This window comes from Clostridium acetobutylicum ATCC 824, from assembly GCF_000008765.1.
Lineage (GTDB): Bacteria > Bacillota > Clostridia > Clostridiales > Clostridiaceae > Clostridium_S > Clostridium_S acetobutylicum.
Genome location: NC_003030.1, coordinates 2,090,724 through 2,106,326, shown reverse-complemented (window position 1 = coordinate 2,106,326; position 15,603 = coordinate 2,090,724). Strand labels below are relative to the sequence as shown.

Below are 15,603 nucleotides of genomic sequence, written 5' to 3'. Positions count from 1 at the left end.
AATATTAATTTATTGGATAAGCTTATTATTGGAAAAACTGAAATGAATATTACAAGGATAGAAGATAAATGTAATGAAGTTGTAGTAGAGCTGGAGTCTTCAGATGTAATTAAGCTGGGGTTTAAGGTGAGGCATATGTCTAGAATCCTTAATTTTAAAATAATTTCCATAAATGATGATGTGTTTTATAGTAGAAATGCAGACGTTAGTGCTCAGAAAATGAAGGAAATATTAAATATGCATTTTTGTGCAACTACATATAAACTACATATTGATTATAAGTCTATTCCTCAAAGTGGAGAACAACTAAAAAATGAGATACAAAATGACATTAAAGAAGGATACGATGGTATTTTTACGATTGGGGGTACAGGAGTTAGTGCAAGAGATATAACTTATGAGGTTGTTAATGCTTTTTGTGAAAAGAAGATACCAGGTTTAATGGAGTATATAAGAGTAAAATTTGGAGAAGAGAATCCACATGCATTGTTAAGTCGTTCAATAGCAGGTATTAATGGCAGCACTTTAATTTATACAATTCCAGGAAGTAAAAAAGCAGTTATTGAGTACATGGAAATATTATTAAAAACAATGGAACATATTATACATATAAATAATGGACTTGGACATTGATTTTATGAGATAACTTTTACTATAACATATAAAAGTAATTGGTGGGAGAAAATTATGATAGATAAGCATGGCAGAAATATTGACTATTTAAGAATTTCAGTAACAGACAGATGTAATTTAAGGTGCATTTATTGTATGCCTAAAATGAAAGGTTACATACAGGAAAACAATAAGATTAGTTGCTCAGATATTTTTAAATTACTTAGAGCAGCTGTTTCAGTAGGAATAAATAAGGTAAGGTATACAGGAGGAGAGCCACTACTTAATGAAGAGATAAGTAAAATTATATATGAAACCTCAAAATTACCTCAAATTAATGACATTGCCATAACAACAAATGGTATTTTACTTCCACAGATGGCAAAAGATTTAAAGAAAGCAGGATTAAAACGAGTAAATATAAGTCTTGATACTTTGAAAAGTGATACATTCACAAAAATAACTAACTTTAATCAAATAACTAAAGTTATAGATGGAATTGATACATGTTTGAAGCTTAATTTGAAACCTGTAAAAATAAATACTGTATTAATAAAGGGAATTAACGATTTAGAAGTTAATGATTTTGTAAATTTATCTAGAGAAATGCCTGTAGAAATAAGGTTTATTGAACTAATGCCTATAGGTGAAGGAGCAAAAATTTATGAAAAAGGTAGAGTGAATATAAAGGAATTACTTATGTCTCGTTCAGATTTAATTCCTATAGAAAGTCTTCAAAATAGTACTGCTAATATGTATAAGATAAAAGGTGGAAAAGGAAGAATTGGATACATAACACCTATAAGTTGTAAATTTTGCTCAACATGTAATAAAATAAGACTTACATCTATGGGGACTATAAAACCATGTTTGCATTCTAATCAAGAAATAGATTTGAAGCCTTATTTAAATAATGAAGATGTTCTTGTGGAGAAATTAAAAACTATAATTTTTAACAAGACCTTTCAGCACCATATAAATGAAGAAAATATTAGCAGAAGCAAAAAAATGATGTACCAAATTGGTGGATAGGAGTGAAATTATGAGCGAAGTATTTACGCACATAAATGAAGAAGGAAGAGCTAGAATGGTGGATGTAAGTGAAAAGGACAATACAATAAGACAAGCCATAGCTAGTGGAAAAATCTCCATGGAAAAAGACACACTTGAAAGAATAAAAGAGGGAACTATTTCAAAGGGTGATGTATTAGCTGTAGCTCAAGTAGGTGGAATAATGGGTGCTAAAAGTACTTCCCAAATAATACCAATGTGTCACAATATATTAATATCAAATTGTGATATTAATTTTAAGTTTGATTTTGAAAATAGTGAAATTGAAATAGTTGCAATGACAAAAACAGTTGGTAAGACAGGAATTGAAATGGAAGCACTTACAGCAGTATCAGCTGCAGCACTTACTATTTATGATATGTGTAAGGCAATTGATAGAGAGATGGTTATAAGTGATATTATGTTAGTTAAAAAAAGTGGTGGTAAATCTGGAGATTTTGAAAGGGTTGGTTTATGATGGCTAAAGTAGTGTCTGTAAATATTAGTAAGAAAAAGGGGACAATAAAGCAGCCTATAGAAGAAGGATTTTTTAAAATAAATCATGGGCTTGATGGAGATGCTCATGCAGGCGATTGGAATAGGCAGGTAAGCTTTCTTGCAGTTGAGAGTATAGAAAAGGTAGGAAATAAGGAAATAGGTTTGGGCCCTGGAAAGTTTGCTGAAAATATTACTACTGAAGGTGTATGCTTGTACAAGCTCCCAATTGGAATAAGAATCGAGATTGGAGATGTAGTTTTTGAAGTTACACAAGTTGGAAAGGAATGTCACTTTGGATGTGAGATAAGAAAAAAATTGGGTGATTGTATCATGCCCAAAGAAGGCATATTTGCAAAAGTATTACAAGAAGGAAAAATAAAAACCGGGGATACAATAAAAATTATTTATAGGTAGATAGTTAAAGCAAGATTACTAATTTAACTAAGGAAGGAGGATATTTTTAATGGACTATATAAAAAAGTCATGTGAAGACAATAATATTATACCCGGTAAAAAAAAAATCAAAATTGGTAGAATGCTAATTTTGTTAAGTATATTAATCATTACATTCCTTATTTCAATATCAGTAGGTAGATATTCAATTTCCATTAAACAATTTTTACATATTATTTATTCAAAGATATTTTCTATTTCCGATGGAAGTATTTCTAGTGCAGATAGCATACTATTTGAGGTAAGGCTTCCAAGAATTATAGGAGCTATGTTAATTGGAGCTGCACTTTCAATATCAGGAGCAGCTTATCAGGGGATATTTAAAAATCCTATGGTATCACCTGATATATTAGGTGCTTCATCAGGAGCAGCTTTTGGTTCAGCAATAGCAATTTTATTATCATTTAATAGTTTAGAAGTGCAGCTTTCTTCATTTGTTTTTGGGATAATTGCGGTAACTTTAACGTACATAATAAATAAATTTATAGGTTATAAAAGTAGTTCTACAGCGGTATTGATTTTGGTAGGTATGGTAGTTTCAAATTTTTTTTCAGCATTTATTTCTTTGGTAAAATATTCAGCCGATGCAGATAACAAGCTTCCAGCAATAACATTTTGGTTATTAGGTGGGTTAACTACTATTAGTTTAGATGATATAAAAATTATGCTTATCGTTATATTAATTCCGATAATTCTTCTTATGTTGTTACGTTGGAGATTAAATGTTCTTTCGTTTGGAGATGAAGAAGCAAGTGCACTGGGAATAAATGTGCATAGAACAAGAGCAGTTGTTATAATTTGTTCTACAATTTTGACAGCAGTAGCGGTTTCGTTTAGCGGTATAATTGGTTGGATTGGACTAATTATTCCTCACATTTCTAGAATGATTGCGGGGCCTAATCATAAACATTTGTTACCCACATGTCTCATTATAGGCAGTACATTCCTTTTAATAGTAGACGATATTGCAAGGAACATATTTGTAACAGAAATACCTTTAGGAATTATAACATCGCTAATAGGAGCTCCTCTATTTATTTACTTAATAATAAGGAGGAAAAATCTTGTATGAATTTGAAATTGAAAAATTTAGCATGTGGCTATAATAATAAAATCATAATAGACAATATAACAATGCATGTAAGATCAGGAGAAATATTATGTATTCTTGGACCTAACGGAGTGGGAAAAACCACTTTGTTTAAAACTATACTCGGTTTTTTAAAAATACAGGACGGAGAGATATTACTAGATGGACAAGATTTAAAAAAACTATCACAAAAGCAATTATCTAAAGCTATAAGTTATGTTCCCCAAGCACATACTCTACCATTTCCATATACAGTTTATGATGTAGTATTAATGGGTAGAACAGTTCATATGGGTGCTTTTTTAACACCATCTCAAAAGGATAGGCAAATTGCTAGTGAATCAATTGATGTATTAGGTATAGGGTATCTAAAAGAAAAAACTTATACAGAAATTAGTGGTGGAGAAAGACAAATGGTGTTAATAGCTAGAGCATTGGCACAACAATCACAGATAATGATATTAGATGAGCCTACATCTAATCTTGATTTTGGAAATCAGGTAAAGGTGCTAGAGCAAATTAATAAACTAGCTGCTAGAGGAATTGGGATAATAATGACTTCGCATTTTCCTGATCATGCTTTTTTGTGTTCAGCCAAAGTAGCATTAATTGAAAGAGGGAGAATATTTAAAATAGGCTCAATGGATGAAGTTATAACAGAAGAAAATCTTAAATCTATGTACGGCATAGATGTAAAAATTATAAGTGTAAAAGATCAATATGGTAATGTAATTAAATCATGTATACCATTATTAAGTAATATAAGGGAGGGTGATTAAAAGTGATAAAAATAATAAAAAAAACAACAGTAATTGCAATGACGATAGCTATGGTTACTACAGTATTTTCAGGATGTTCTAATTCTAATAGAGCAATAGAGAAGAAAGAATCAACTAAGATGACAGTAACAGATATGTCAGGAGAAAAAACGCAAGTACCAAAAAATAGTAAAAGAATAGGTGATGGTTGGCCTGCACATAATGAAGTGTTATGCATGCTTGGATATGGAAATAATGTTGTTTCAACTATACTTACTCGCAAACAGGAGCCATGGTTATATAAAGTAAACCCGCAGATGAATGAGTCTGAAACTGTTTTTACAAAAACAGATGTGAATATGGAGTCACTTATTAAAACAAAACCAGATATTGTCTTTTTACCTACTAGTTATAATTTTGATAATAAAATAAAAAAAGTTGGTATCAGTGTAGTAAAATTGAATTTCACTAATTTTGATGAATTAAAAAGTTGTTTCAAACTTACTGGAAAAATTCTTGGAAGTAAGTCAGAGAAAAAAGCAGATAAATACAATAAATATTTAGATAATAAGATAAATACCGTATCAAAGGTTACTTTACAAATACCGGAGAATCAGAAATTGAAAGTTTTACATATACAAAACATCGCACCGTTAACAGTAGATGGATCTAATACTATTATTGATTCTTGGATTAAGGTTGCTGGTGGAATTAATGTAGCATCAGAAGTAAAAGGAAATATGAAAGAGGTTTCTATGGAGCAAATATTAAAATGGAATCCTGATGTTATAATACTGGGCGCTGATGTTAAAGATGAAGGTGCGTTTTTTAATTCTAGTGCATGGAAGAATATAAATGCTGTTAAAAATAATAAAATAATTCATAATCCTAATGGAGCTTTTATGTGGGATAGATATGGTGCTGAGGAAGCACTGCAAATACAATGGGCTGCAAAAACACTATATCCTAATAAATTTTCTGATTTAGACATTACTAACGAAACTATTAAATTTTACAAAGAATTTTTAAATTATAATCTTACTAAAGAGGAAGCAGAACGAATAATTAAGGGAAAGGCACCAGTTGATTAGTAATAAATATTTTAAAACATATGTGTATAGTTAAGAATAGAACATGAGGTTATATAGTTTTAACAATTTGTTGCAAGGGTTAGTTTATTAAGCAATACTGGCAGTGAATACTTATTCTTTAGGGCATAGAATATCACTACCTTCTCTCGATTTTTGTGAGCTGTTTGGTAGATGCCTGAGTCTTTTTTAATACATTTATTGTTTCCTTTAAAATATTTATTTCAAGCTACATATAAATTATTTGAGCTTCTAATTCTTCAATTTTAGTGTTGGATTGAGCTGAACCTTCTTCTAATGTTTGTGGTTGGATATTTTTATTATTAATCAATGCAATTGTACCTTTCAAAAGATATTTTTTTATCCAAGTATAAATGCTAGGCCTAGTATAAACAATATATTCTGATACTGATTTTATACTTTTTCCAAATTCAAAGCAACGATGTAATATATTAACTTTTACTTGAACTGTGGGATTTCGTGGATGAATTTTAGTATTAGCGAGTTCAAGTAGCCTATGCTAGAAGATATTCTATTAATCCCTTGAATGGAAATATTGAGAAAAGTGAATAATATTATATTGCCTTTGATTTTTCTTATTATGAGAGATAGAAGATTCAGGTTAATTAAGCATATAACCTAAATGATGAAAAGTATGGTAGAATAGTGATTAGTTAAGAATACGAATTAAGAAGATAATTAACAATGGGTGAATTTTACGGCGTAGGAATAGTAGATTGACTTAAGTTAAGATTATAAAGGTAGTTGCTTCTAAAAATATTTTAAGCAGCTGCCTTTTCTTATAGGAGGAACAACATGGATACTAAAATAATCGAGAAAATACAAAAGCTTCTTAGCTTAAGTGAGAGCAGCAATGAAAATGAAGCAAAGATTGCCATGCTTAAGGTTCAAGAGCTTCTTTTAAAATACAAACTGTCAATGAAGGAAGTAAAAGAGCATGAAATTTATAATGAAGAAGTAAAGGAAAAGGTTAGTAACATATCATTTACTAAAGCTAGATGGAAGGCATACCTTGCAAAGATTATAGCGGATAATTTTGGATGTTATCACTACTACAAAAGAAAAAGAACCAATATTATAGCATTTCTTGGAAAGGAAGAGGATATCGTTGTATGCAATATAGTTTTAAACTATGCAATAGACAGTATAAATAGTATAGTTAAAAGATTAAAATATAAATATTCAAAACAAGGATACAGTACTAAAGGCATTGAAAATGATTATGCCCTTGGATTCATAAAAGGGCTTTTAGAAAAATTTGAAGAACAAAAGAGAGCTAATACTGAGTGGGGACTTGTTTTATTAAAAGATAAAGAAGTGGTAGAGGCTCATAAAAAAATAAAATTTAATGGAAGACTTAAAGTAAGCGCTAAATATAATGGGCATAACGATATTTACCTTAGAGGACATGAGGCTGGAAAGAAATTTAGCATAACGGATAAAATAACAGAGGGAGCTAATAACTATATGCATAAATTAACAAAGTAAAAATATGTTTTAATAATAAAATTTATTACTAAAAGTATTTACACAAGTATATTTTTTGTATAAAAAGTAGAGGATAATAGTATAAAATTTGTAGAAAGGAAGACTTTAAATGAAAAAGTATAAAATAATTAATAAATTTGTTACTATTATTCTAGCTTTATTTATTCCACTGTTTGCATTCTCTGGATGCAGCAGTAATAATTCTACTTCAAACAATCAAAATTCAGTAAAAAAAGTTACTAATAAAGATGAAATTAAGAAAACCTACGATGCTGATCTTAAGAAGCTAGAGAAGGATAGCACAATAACAAAGGAACAATCAGCTTCAGTATTAAATGCACTTATGGGTACTGTGAATAAAGCTACAGGTAATACACCGAAGGCCGCACTTGATAAATTAGTAAAGGAAAAGGTAATTACACAAGATCAGGAGAATAAAATTATAGATGCCCTGAAAATTAAATAGAATGTTTTGATAAAGCAAGTTTAATAGATTTAAGCTTGCTTTTTTCATTTGACAAATATAAATTACAAAATGGGAATGGGAGTTATATACAAGATGGAGTTTAACTTTTAGATTATCATAAAAATTGACCCAAATTAAATAAAAATATATACTATATGAGGAAATTATTTAAACATAGGAAAAGACTATTATATAATAAAGGAGAAGTTTTATGTATTCATGGATATGGATGGTCATTTTATCAGGGATTTTATTGGGATTTTGGGACATAACAAAGAAAAAAGCTTTTGAAAAAAATTCAGTATTAACGGTACTAGCTTTTTATTCTTTTTTTGCTTTTCTATTGGTGTCCTTTGAATTTCATAATGCAATTAATATAAAGGGAGATAAGCTATTAATAATATTGATAAAAACCTTTATCGTATTTATATCTTGGGCTCTTAGTTTTTCAGCAATTAAGAAATTGCCTATAAGTGTAATAACTCCATTTGATACATTAAATCCAATGTTTTCTGTAATATTTGGTATATTTATATTAAATGAAAAGTTATATTTGCTTCAGTATATTGGTATTGGAATTATGCTGATTTCTTACTATTTTATTGGAAGAGTAGGCTCAAGTGAAGTTATAAATATATTTAAGAATAAGTATTTTTATTTTATGATAAGTGCAGCAGTATTAAATGCCGTAAGTGCAACTATTGATAAAATAGCACTTAAATCTATAAATGCAGGTCAAATGCAATTTTGGTTTTGTTTCTTTATGTTTTTGTTTAATGGACTGACCATGCTTTATTTTAGGGTTAGTTCAAAGGATAAATCCAAAATTAAGATTGATTTTTATGTGCCTTTTATGAGTTTAATACTTATTGTATCAGATAGGATATATTTTACTGCACTTAATATACCTTCAAGTCAGATTTCAATAGTTATGCCTCTTAGAAAAATATCTATAATTGTTTCTGCTGTAGTTGGAGGAATTATATTTAAAGAAAAAAATCTTAAAAGAAAGTTTGGCTATATTTGTCTTTTGATTTTTGGTATTATATTTTTGTTTTTTAAGAAATAAGATTAGGACTTTTTATTGGCTTTTCTTGATTTATAAATATCAAATTATTTTAGGTTTCTAAGTAATAGACTTAGAAGCCTACATTTTAATGCGAAAAATTTTCTTATAAATAGGGTATAATGAATATCATTATGTAAAATGTGGTATAATATGGATATGGAAAAACAGTATAAGATGTTTTGTATCGCCCCAGTAAGTTTTTCCTGGCCAGAAGAAAGTTGTTGGGTAATCTTGACAACAGGGGGTGATGCTATGAGTGATAAAATAATTCTTGTTGCAATAGTTTGCGTAACAACGTTGGCAATGACCGCAATGGTCTTTATTGCTACGTATATGAAAGATAAATTGACATTAAAAAATAGAACGAGAATTAAAGATGTTTTGGATTCTGAAATAGAAATTAAATCCGAAAATAAAAACTCAAAAAACTAAAAACGCACCCATTCCACTAAGTGCGTTTTTAGAGAAAATCTTGTACTTAAGCATAAAGCCCAATGGCTTTCTTTATTTATATTATAACACAATTGTTTGGATAATAAACACATAAATTTTACTTATTTGTAAAGTAGTTATTGTGTTTATGAAATAAAAAAATGTTTGAAATAATGTGTGAAAACCATAGTAAAGCTACTCCAAACATAATATCGTAAGAAAAATTGAGTAAAAAAAGATGCTTTGAAAAATCTCCATGCCCCGCACCTATTACGGGAAGTATAAATTGGGAAGAACCTGTTATTAAAATAAAAATTAACATTAAATTCAGGAGCTTTATTGAAACATCTTTACTTTTTATTGCGTAAATAACAGATGTAGTAAAGTATATAAGCGAGAAAATAATAAATAAGTAAACATTATGATGTATATAAGGAAATTTGCTAATTAAATAGCTTCTAAAAGTGTTTAAGTGTTTATTCTTGGAGTACTGTCCTTTAACAAAGTTTCCACTATAGGGTTTATCAAGCCTATAATTTGAGTTGGAAGCATCAACAATTTTTTGCCACATTCTGTCCTGATGTTTTAGATAAAAAAAGAGTATTTTCCAATTGGAAATGTTGGGATAAAAATTTTTAAGCATATTATTGCTTAAAGGATCCAGTCCATTATTCTTATTATAAAAAGAATGTCCTTTGAATACCACAAGTTTCTTATCTAGCCCTAATTCTGTTAAATCCTTAGTAGGTGTTTTTGAATCTCTTAAAACTCCGGAAAAAACTGATTGATATATATTGTTTTCATTCATGACCTTTGTGAGAGAAAAATATGAAATTATACAAAGAAAAATCACAAATATTGAGCTTATAAGTATTAATTTTTTCTTATTGTATACTAGGTATAGGCTTAAGTAGATTATAAGCATAAATGGTACCATCGGCAGATTTTGAGCTTTAGCCGTGAGAAAAAATGCTGATGCTACAAAAAAGTATACAAAATCTCTTTTTTGAGGCTTTGATTTTTCTATTAAATTTAAATAAGTACCTATGCATAAGAGGAAAAACACTATAGTTCCTGCTTCTTCAAAAAAAGAATTAAAATATTCAACATAGCAGGTACTTGTGAAAAATAAAATCATGTATGAACCACAAATTATCTTTAAAGAAGTAGATAATTTTTTGAAATTTATTATCAAATATAGTCCCATCAAAAATAGTATGCTGTAAACAAAGGATAAATACCTTATATCAAATAAATTTCCAGTAAACTTATGAAGTATAAGAAAAAGAATAACTGATATTTTTACAGGTATAGAACATGAAGTCCAGTCATTATAGAATAATAAAAGAACATTCAAAGGGTTTGTTGAATATTTAATGTGAAGAAAGCCATCATAAATATCTTTGTAAGCGTTAGATAGGTTATCAATACCGCCGTATATCATTAGCCTTCCAAAATCACCATTATCGTGTTTTCCTATAATTGGATTTATGGAAAGACTAACTAATAATATTATTGCAGCAATAGCTATAATTATTGTATTGATAATATGATTTTTAGTTATTTTAGTAACAAAGTTCATTATATATGCCACTTCCTTAGTCATTATTATATTAAATATTTTACGGACCATTATATTATAATATATAAGAGCTAATAATTCATTATATTTTGTTAAAATAGTATAAAATTAGAAAAAGTGAGAAATAAAATAGGTAGAAAGAGAGTAGAAATAGGATAGTATATATAATAAAATATGTATTAAAATTTAATTGTTCTGGAAAAGTTATATAAAACGGTTGTTGTCAAAAAATTTATTTGTGTAAAGTTAAGTTTAAAAGTCTGGATATTTCCAGGCTTTTTTAATATAAAGGAGGTAAGTTAAGATATGAAAATAGCAATGGCAACGGGTATGATAGAACTCGATAAAGAGGTTGAAGAGATTCTTGAAAATAGAAAGGACACAAAAATATCTATGGTAAATTATAGAGAGTTTTTTAAGATTGAAACCTTTGATGTTGTAGTTTTATCAGACAGACTTATGGGAGATACAAAAATTCAGGATCTTTTTTTTATTTTAAAATCAAATAATACTAGGATTATATATCTTACTAATTGCGATGATGTAAAAGGTGTAAAAAGATGTTTTAGTTATTCCGTAAATGATATACTTTTTGACCCTGTAAAGCCTAATGATATTATTAAATTGATTTTAAAGCCTAATTCTTTTTCAGATATAAAAGATATATACCTTAGATATAAAGGCATACCAAATTCAATGTACAATGAAAAGATAAGTACAGTAGATAAAAAGATTAAGGTTGTTGAAAAAAAAGTTGAGATTCCTGTAAAGGAAATAGTCTATAAACCCAAGATACTAAAGAAAAATATAATAACGGTGTATACAGCAGAAGATTCATTATTAACAGCAGATTTTATAACTCAACTAAGTGTGATTTTATCAAAAAAAGTTCAGCAAAAAATATTGATTTTAGATTTTAATACATTATTTCCTGTTATGGACGATTTTCTTGGAGTAACAAAAGAAATAGAGATTGAAAGTGTGTATGATTTAAAAAAAAGTACAAGCCTTGTATTGATGCATAATGCAATAGAGAGAAATATGCTTAATGAAAACAATATAACTAAATTCGTAAAAAGGCATCCTAAATATAGAAATATAGAAATAGCAACAGGGTTATATGACTTAATTCTTGCAGAAAAGATACCCAAAAGTTACTATGAAGAAATAGTTAATACAGCAGCAAAGGTGTATGATACTATACTTATAAATACCAATCCTGATATAAGTCTTGTCAGTACATTTATACCTATAAGGCTATCAAGTAAAGTTATATTTATTACAAGGCCAAATTATACGAGCATAAGAAATACCCTTCTTTTAGTAGATAATTTAAAAAATATAATAAGTAAAGATAAGCTAAAGTTTGTTATTTCTGAAATTTCAAGTAGAAGTTTAGATAGTGAGACTATTGAAAAGCTTTTTGAAGGTTATAACATAATAGGGTACCTAAAAAAGGATGATAGAAGGGAAGAGGCTTTAAATAAACAAAAGCCTTTTATAGATACCTTAATGAGAGGAAAGGATACCTTAAAAGAGTATGTAGCTTTACTTGAAAAATTGGAGTATATCCCCAAGCCCTCAATTTTTAGTAGACTTTTTATAAAGGAAGAGGAGGGGCTTTAATTGAACAGAATTAATTTAGTTGAAGAGACTAACAACAAAAGTAACATTTCATTGCAGATGCAAGACACATCATATAATATAGAACAAAAGCTAATAAATCTAGTTGATAGTATAGTAATGGAGTTTACAGACAAAAGGCCCTACCTAATAAATGATACGGAAAGTGGTAAATTACCAGATAAGTCTCTTAAAAATGAAATTCTAAATTATGTAGATAAAAATGAGATTCAAATTGATAATGGGGTTAAAAGAATTCTCATAAAAAAGGTTAAAGACTATTTGTTTGGATATTACGTTCTTCAGGACCTAATTGATGATGATGAAATTTCTGATATAAGAGTACTTTCATATGATAATATACAAATAAAAATAAAAGGCAAAAGACTCCCATCCACTATAAGATTTCCATCTAAAAAATCGCTTGATATATTTTTTAATTACATTGTGATAAAACTTAATGGAACTCTTGATAAAAAGAATGCAATTCAAGTTTTGTCAGATAGGACAGACAAATTTTATTTAAGAATAAGCTTAAGTTCATCCTTTGTAAATTCCGTTGATAATTCCTATATTTCTATAAGGAAAATACCTAAAAGAAAAGTTGAACTTGAATCTTTGATGCTAAAGCATAATATGTTTAACAGAGATATATACAGTTATCTTGTTAAAAGAGTAAAAGCAGGAGTAAATATACTTTTATGCGGAAAGGGGGGAAGTGGAAAAACAACTATGATAAATGCACTGCTGGAAAAGGTGCCATATGATAGGGCAGCACTTATTATACAGGAGTCTGAGGAGCTATTTTCAGATCATCCTAATATGATGTTTCAAAAGGAAAAAATTAAGACAGGAGAAAACGATGCAGAATATTCCTTAGGGGATTTAACAAGGTTTGCTATGACAGAGGATTTAGATATGATAGTAATAGGAGAAATTAAAGGAAAGGAGGCTCTAAATCTTTTTAAGGTTGTTGGTACCGGACATGATGGATGGGGCTCAGTTCATTCAAATGGTTCAAAGGAGGCTGTAAATAAACTAATTGACTATATGCAAGAAGCAAATCCAAATTTAAGTAGAGTTTCTCTTTTAAAATTGCTTTCTGCAATCGATATAATAATATTTATGAAAGATTATAAGGTTATGGAGATAACAGAGGTATCGAACTTTGATGAGCAGAGATGCGAAATTGTATTTAATCCAATTTTTAAATTCTATAAGGGTAATTTCAAAAAATTAAATGATAGCTGTAATAAAGTAAAAGAAAAGATAGAGTACGCTAATTTTGTGAATTTTGGAGGGGATGAGATTTGAAGCTTTTAAAGATTATAAATCTGATCTTAATATTATCACTGCTGTGCATATCATATATATTATCAAAGAGATTAATAAATGATGATAAAAAGAAAGTGAAATCTATACTATGCTATTTTGACAAAAAGTATAGAGATAGGCTATTTGATAAAAAAGTAAATAGGATATATAAAAGAAAAGGTAGCAATATTTTTTTAAGTAAATTAGATGAAACAATATACTCTTCAGGTATAAGAAAATACTTAAAATACATGACCTCTGAAATATTTATTTTGGGGGTTATTATTATGTCTTTTCTATTTTCAGTTGCCGTTTTCAAGATATATGAAAGCGTGATATTTTCAGTAGTAGCATTTGCAGCGTTACCTATTATTTTATATGGTGTTTTAAAGGAAATGGTTCAGGTTAATTTTGATAGGATAGATAATAGTATAATGTTTTTAATAAGTTCCTTAAAGAGTAATGCAGCTGTAAAAAATAATATAGTTTTTATGATGGAGGAAACTACTGAAAAGCTTAAAGAGCCTTTAAGAACCTATAATAATGATTTTGTAAGAGATATAAGGGTAGGGATGCCTATGAAAAAGGCTTTCGAAAATTATATAAATAAAGTAGAAAACATAAGACTAAGAAATATACTTAAAAATTTATATATATGTTCTTTAAATAATGCTGATTATTGTAAGCTTCTTGATAAAACAAGAGTGGTTATTAGAAACTATTATGAAGAAAAAGAAAAGAGGAAAAGTAAGGTGAAAAGTGCACAGATAAGTATTACAGCTATAGCATTTGCAACACTTATAATACTTAATGCGCTTTCTAAAGTTACAGATAACTTTTATGCTTTGCTTATGAATACAACAACTGGACAAGTATTAGTAGGGTATCTTTTGTGTGTGATTTTATTCTCAATATATAGATGTCTTTCACTTAAAAAGTTTAACTATTAAAGGAGGTTTTTTGGTGATATATGTTTTAAACACAATGTTTTTAATATGCAGTTTTATTGCCGCTTATTATATAAGGTATTTTATAAAATTTAAATTTAACTCAAGATATAAAAAAGCCAAGGGATCTAACCTTGTAATAAAACATAAGACATATAACTTAATAAAGCTTTTTAACCGGAAGTTAATAGAAGATAAACTTATTAAAAGTGGCAATCCTTTTAAATTAAATTTTAAAACTTATATTTTTGTAAAATTTGTAACTTCCACTATTGCTGCAATTGCTTCGTTACAGTATATTGGTTTATCTTTTATAGGTTGTTTATTTGGTATAACAGCCTCTATTTTAGGATTTTTTTTAGTAGATATTTTAAATTACTTGAGCAACAAGGATGATAAAAACAAAATAAGATTGGATTTAGCTGATGTATATGATTTAATAACTATTCAAACTATTGCAGGAGTAAGTATTGGACATGCATTGCTGGAGGTTAATACGGTGTGTAAGAGCAAAAGATTAAAAAAAAGTCTTATTAGATTAGCTGCAAAAATAAATTTATCCAAAAACATAGAAAAGGCTCTAGATGAATTTAATCAGGAATATGATATGCATGAAATAGATGCTTTTGTAGCGGTTATAAAGGAAAGCATAACAAGTGGTGTATCAGAAGAGGCATTAGACGATCAGAGTTCTGCTTTAAAAACTATAAATTCATTTTATACTGCAAGTGAGACAGAAAAAATAGATATACATGTTTTAATTATATCAATGCTGCTTTTAGGAGGAATAATATGCACAATTTACTACTGTATAGGAAGTGATCTTATGCAAAGTGCTCATGGGATATTTAGTTAATGTAGTATTAAGAAAATTGTAGCTTTTTTTATTTTGAAAATTATGGAGAGGATGAGTATTATGAAAAAAATATCTAAGGAAAGTAAAAGAGAAAATTTTAAAGTAAAGAGAGGAGAGGTGAATACTGTTGCAGTTTTGGTTATTATTGCTGTATTTTTAATTATAACGTACCCAATGTACAAAACACTGATAAATGGATTTATGTCAAGTGTACAAACATGGTTTACAACAGCAACTAAGAGTATATTTTCTTAGA

17 protein-coding genes are annotated in these 15,603 nt (G+C 28.4%); 16 read left to right on the top strand and 1 reads right to left on the bottom strand.

From position 1 onward, the window contains the following. The first annotated feature begins 42 nt into the window (after window positions 1-42). The 11 genes from CA_RS10315 (at window position 43) to CA_RS20225 (ending at window position 9,025) form a co-directional block, all read left to right on the top strand. The gene (locus CA_RS10315; RefSeq protein ID WP_010965294.1) at window positions 43-633 is read left to right on the top strand and encodes a MogA/MoaB family molybdenum cofactor biosynthesis protein; all 591 of its coding nucleotides are present in this window, start codon (window positions 43-45) and stop codon (window positions 631-633) included. A gap of 54 nt (window positions 634-687) precedes the next feature. After that, window positions 688-1,644, top strand: coding sequence for a GTP 3',8-cyclase MoaA (moaA, locus tag CA_RS10310; protein ID WP_010965293.1), 957 nt, complete (start codon window positions 688-690; stop codon window positions 1,642-1,644). 10 nt (window positions 1,645-1,654) lie between these two features. Next, the gene (gene moaC / locus CA_RS10305) at window positions 1,655-2,140 is read left to right on the top strand and encodes a cyclic pyranopterin monophosphate synthase MoaC (protein WP_010965292.1); all 486 of its coding nucleotides are present in this window, start codon (window positions 1,655-1,657) and stop codon (window positions 2,138-2,140) included. Next, complete coding sequence (locus CA_RS10300) at window positions 2,140-2,574, top strand: MOSC domain-containing protein (RefSeq protein WP_043943622.1); 435 nt, start codon at window positions 2,140-2,142, stop codon at window positions 2,572-2,574. Before moaC ends, CA_RS10300 begins: the two co-directional genes overlap by 1 nt. A 49-nt stretch (window positions 2,575-2,623) precedes the next feature. Continuing rightward, a complete protein-coding gene (locus tag CA_RS10295) occupies window positions 2,624-3,685 on the top strand; it encodes a FecCD family ABC transporter permease (RefSeq protein WP_010965290.1) in 1,062 nt (353 codons plus the stop codon). Further along, window positions 3,682-4,482, top strand: a complete 801-nt coding sequence (locus CA_RS10290) for an ABC transporter ATP-binding protein (protein ID WP_010965289.1) — start codon at window positions 3,682-3,684, stop codon at window positions 4,480-4,482. The genes CA_RS10295 and CA_RS10290 overlap by 4 nt, the downstream gene beginning before the upstream one ends. A gap of 2 nt (window positions 4,483-4,484) precedes the next feature. Beyond that, complete coding sequence (locus tag CA_RS10285) at window positions 4,485-5,552, top strand: ABC transporter substrate-binding protein (RefSeq protein WP_010965288.1); 1,068 nt, start codon at window positions 4,485-4,487, stop codon at window positions 5,550-5,552. Window positions 5,553-6,365: 813 nt separating this feature from the next. Continuing rightward, the gene (locus CA_RS10280) at window positions 6,366-7,058 is read left to right on the top strand and encodes a DUF2786 domain-containing protein (protein WP_010965287.1); all 693 of its coding nucleotides are present in this window, start codon (window positions 6,366-6,368) and stop codon (window positions 7,056-7,058) included. A gap of 109 nt (window positions 7,059-7,167) precedes the next feature. Beyond that, window positions 7,168-7,524, top strand: a complete 357-nt coding sequence (locus tag CA_RS10275) for a hypothetical protein (RefSeq protein WP_010965286.1) — start codon at window positions 7,168-7,170, stop codon at window positions 7,522-7,524. Between the two features lie 211 nt (window positions 7,525-7,735). Further along, the gene (locus CA_RS10270) at window positions 7,736-8,593 is read left to right on the top strand and encodes a DMT family transporter (RefSeq protein WP_010965285.1); all 858 of its coding nucleotides are present in this window, start codon (window positions 7,736-7,738) and stop codon (window positions 8,591-8,593) included. 252 nt (window positions 8,594-8,845) lie between these two features. Then, window positions 8,846-9,025, top strand: a complete 180-nt coding sequence (locus tag CA_RS20225) for a hypothetical protein (RefSeq protein WP_241393081.1) — start codon at window positions 8,846-8,848, stop codon at window positions 9,023-9,025. A gap of 118 nt (window positions 9,026-9,143) precedes the next feature. Here the strand turns inward: CA_RS20225 and CA_RS10260 are convergent, their stop codons facing one another. Then, a complete protein-coding gene (locus tag CA_RS10260; RefSeq protein ID WP_010965283.1) occupies window positions 9,144-10,607 on the bottom strand; it encodes a hypothetical protein in 1,464 nt (487 codons plus the stop codon). 306 nt (window positions 10,608-10,913) lie between these two features. On the opposite strand from CA_RS10260, the gene CA_RS10255 reads away from it, so the two are divergent. From CA_RS10255 to CA_RS10235, 5 genes are read left to right on the top strand one after another with little or no spacing between them, the layout of a single operon-like run. Then, window positions 10,914-12,233: a MinD/ParA family ATP-binding protein gene (locus CA_RS10255; protein WP_010965282.1), complete on the top strand. Its 1,320-nt coding sequence runs from the start codon at window positions 10,914-10,916 to the stop codon at window positions 12,231-12,233. Next, a complete protein-coding gene (locus CA_RS10250) occupies window positions 12,234-13,544 on the top strand; it encodes a CpaF family protein (RefSeq protein WP_010965281.1) in 1,311 nt (436 codons plus the stop codon). It begins immediately after the preceding gene. Next, window positions 13,541-14,494, top strand: coding sequence for a type II secretion system F family protein (locus CA_RS10245; protein ID WP_010965280.1), 954 nt, complete (start codon window positions 13,541-13,543; stop codon window positions 14,492-14,494). Before CA_RS10250 ends, CA_RS10245 begins: the two co-directional genes overlap by 4 nt. Window positions 14,495-14,507: 13 nt before the next feature. After that, window positions 14,508-15,347: a type II secretion system F family protein gene (locus tag CA_RS10240; protein WP_010965279.1), complete on the top strand. Its 840-nt coding sequence runs from the start codon at window positions 14,508-14,510 to the stop codon at window positions 15,345-15,347. Between the two features lie 60 nt (window positions 15,348-15,407). Further along, window positions 15,408-15,602 carry a hypothetical protein gene (locus CA_RS10235; protein WP_010965278.1) on the top strand — a complete coding sequence of 65 codons (195 nt, stop codon included), beginning with the start codon at window positions 15,408-15,410 and terminating at the stop codon, window positions 15,600-15,602. The last annotated feature ends 1 nt before the right edge of the window (window position 15,603 follow it).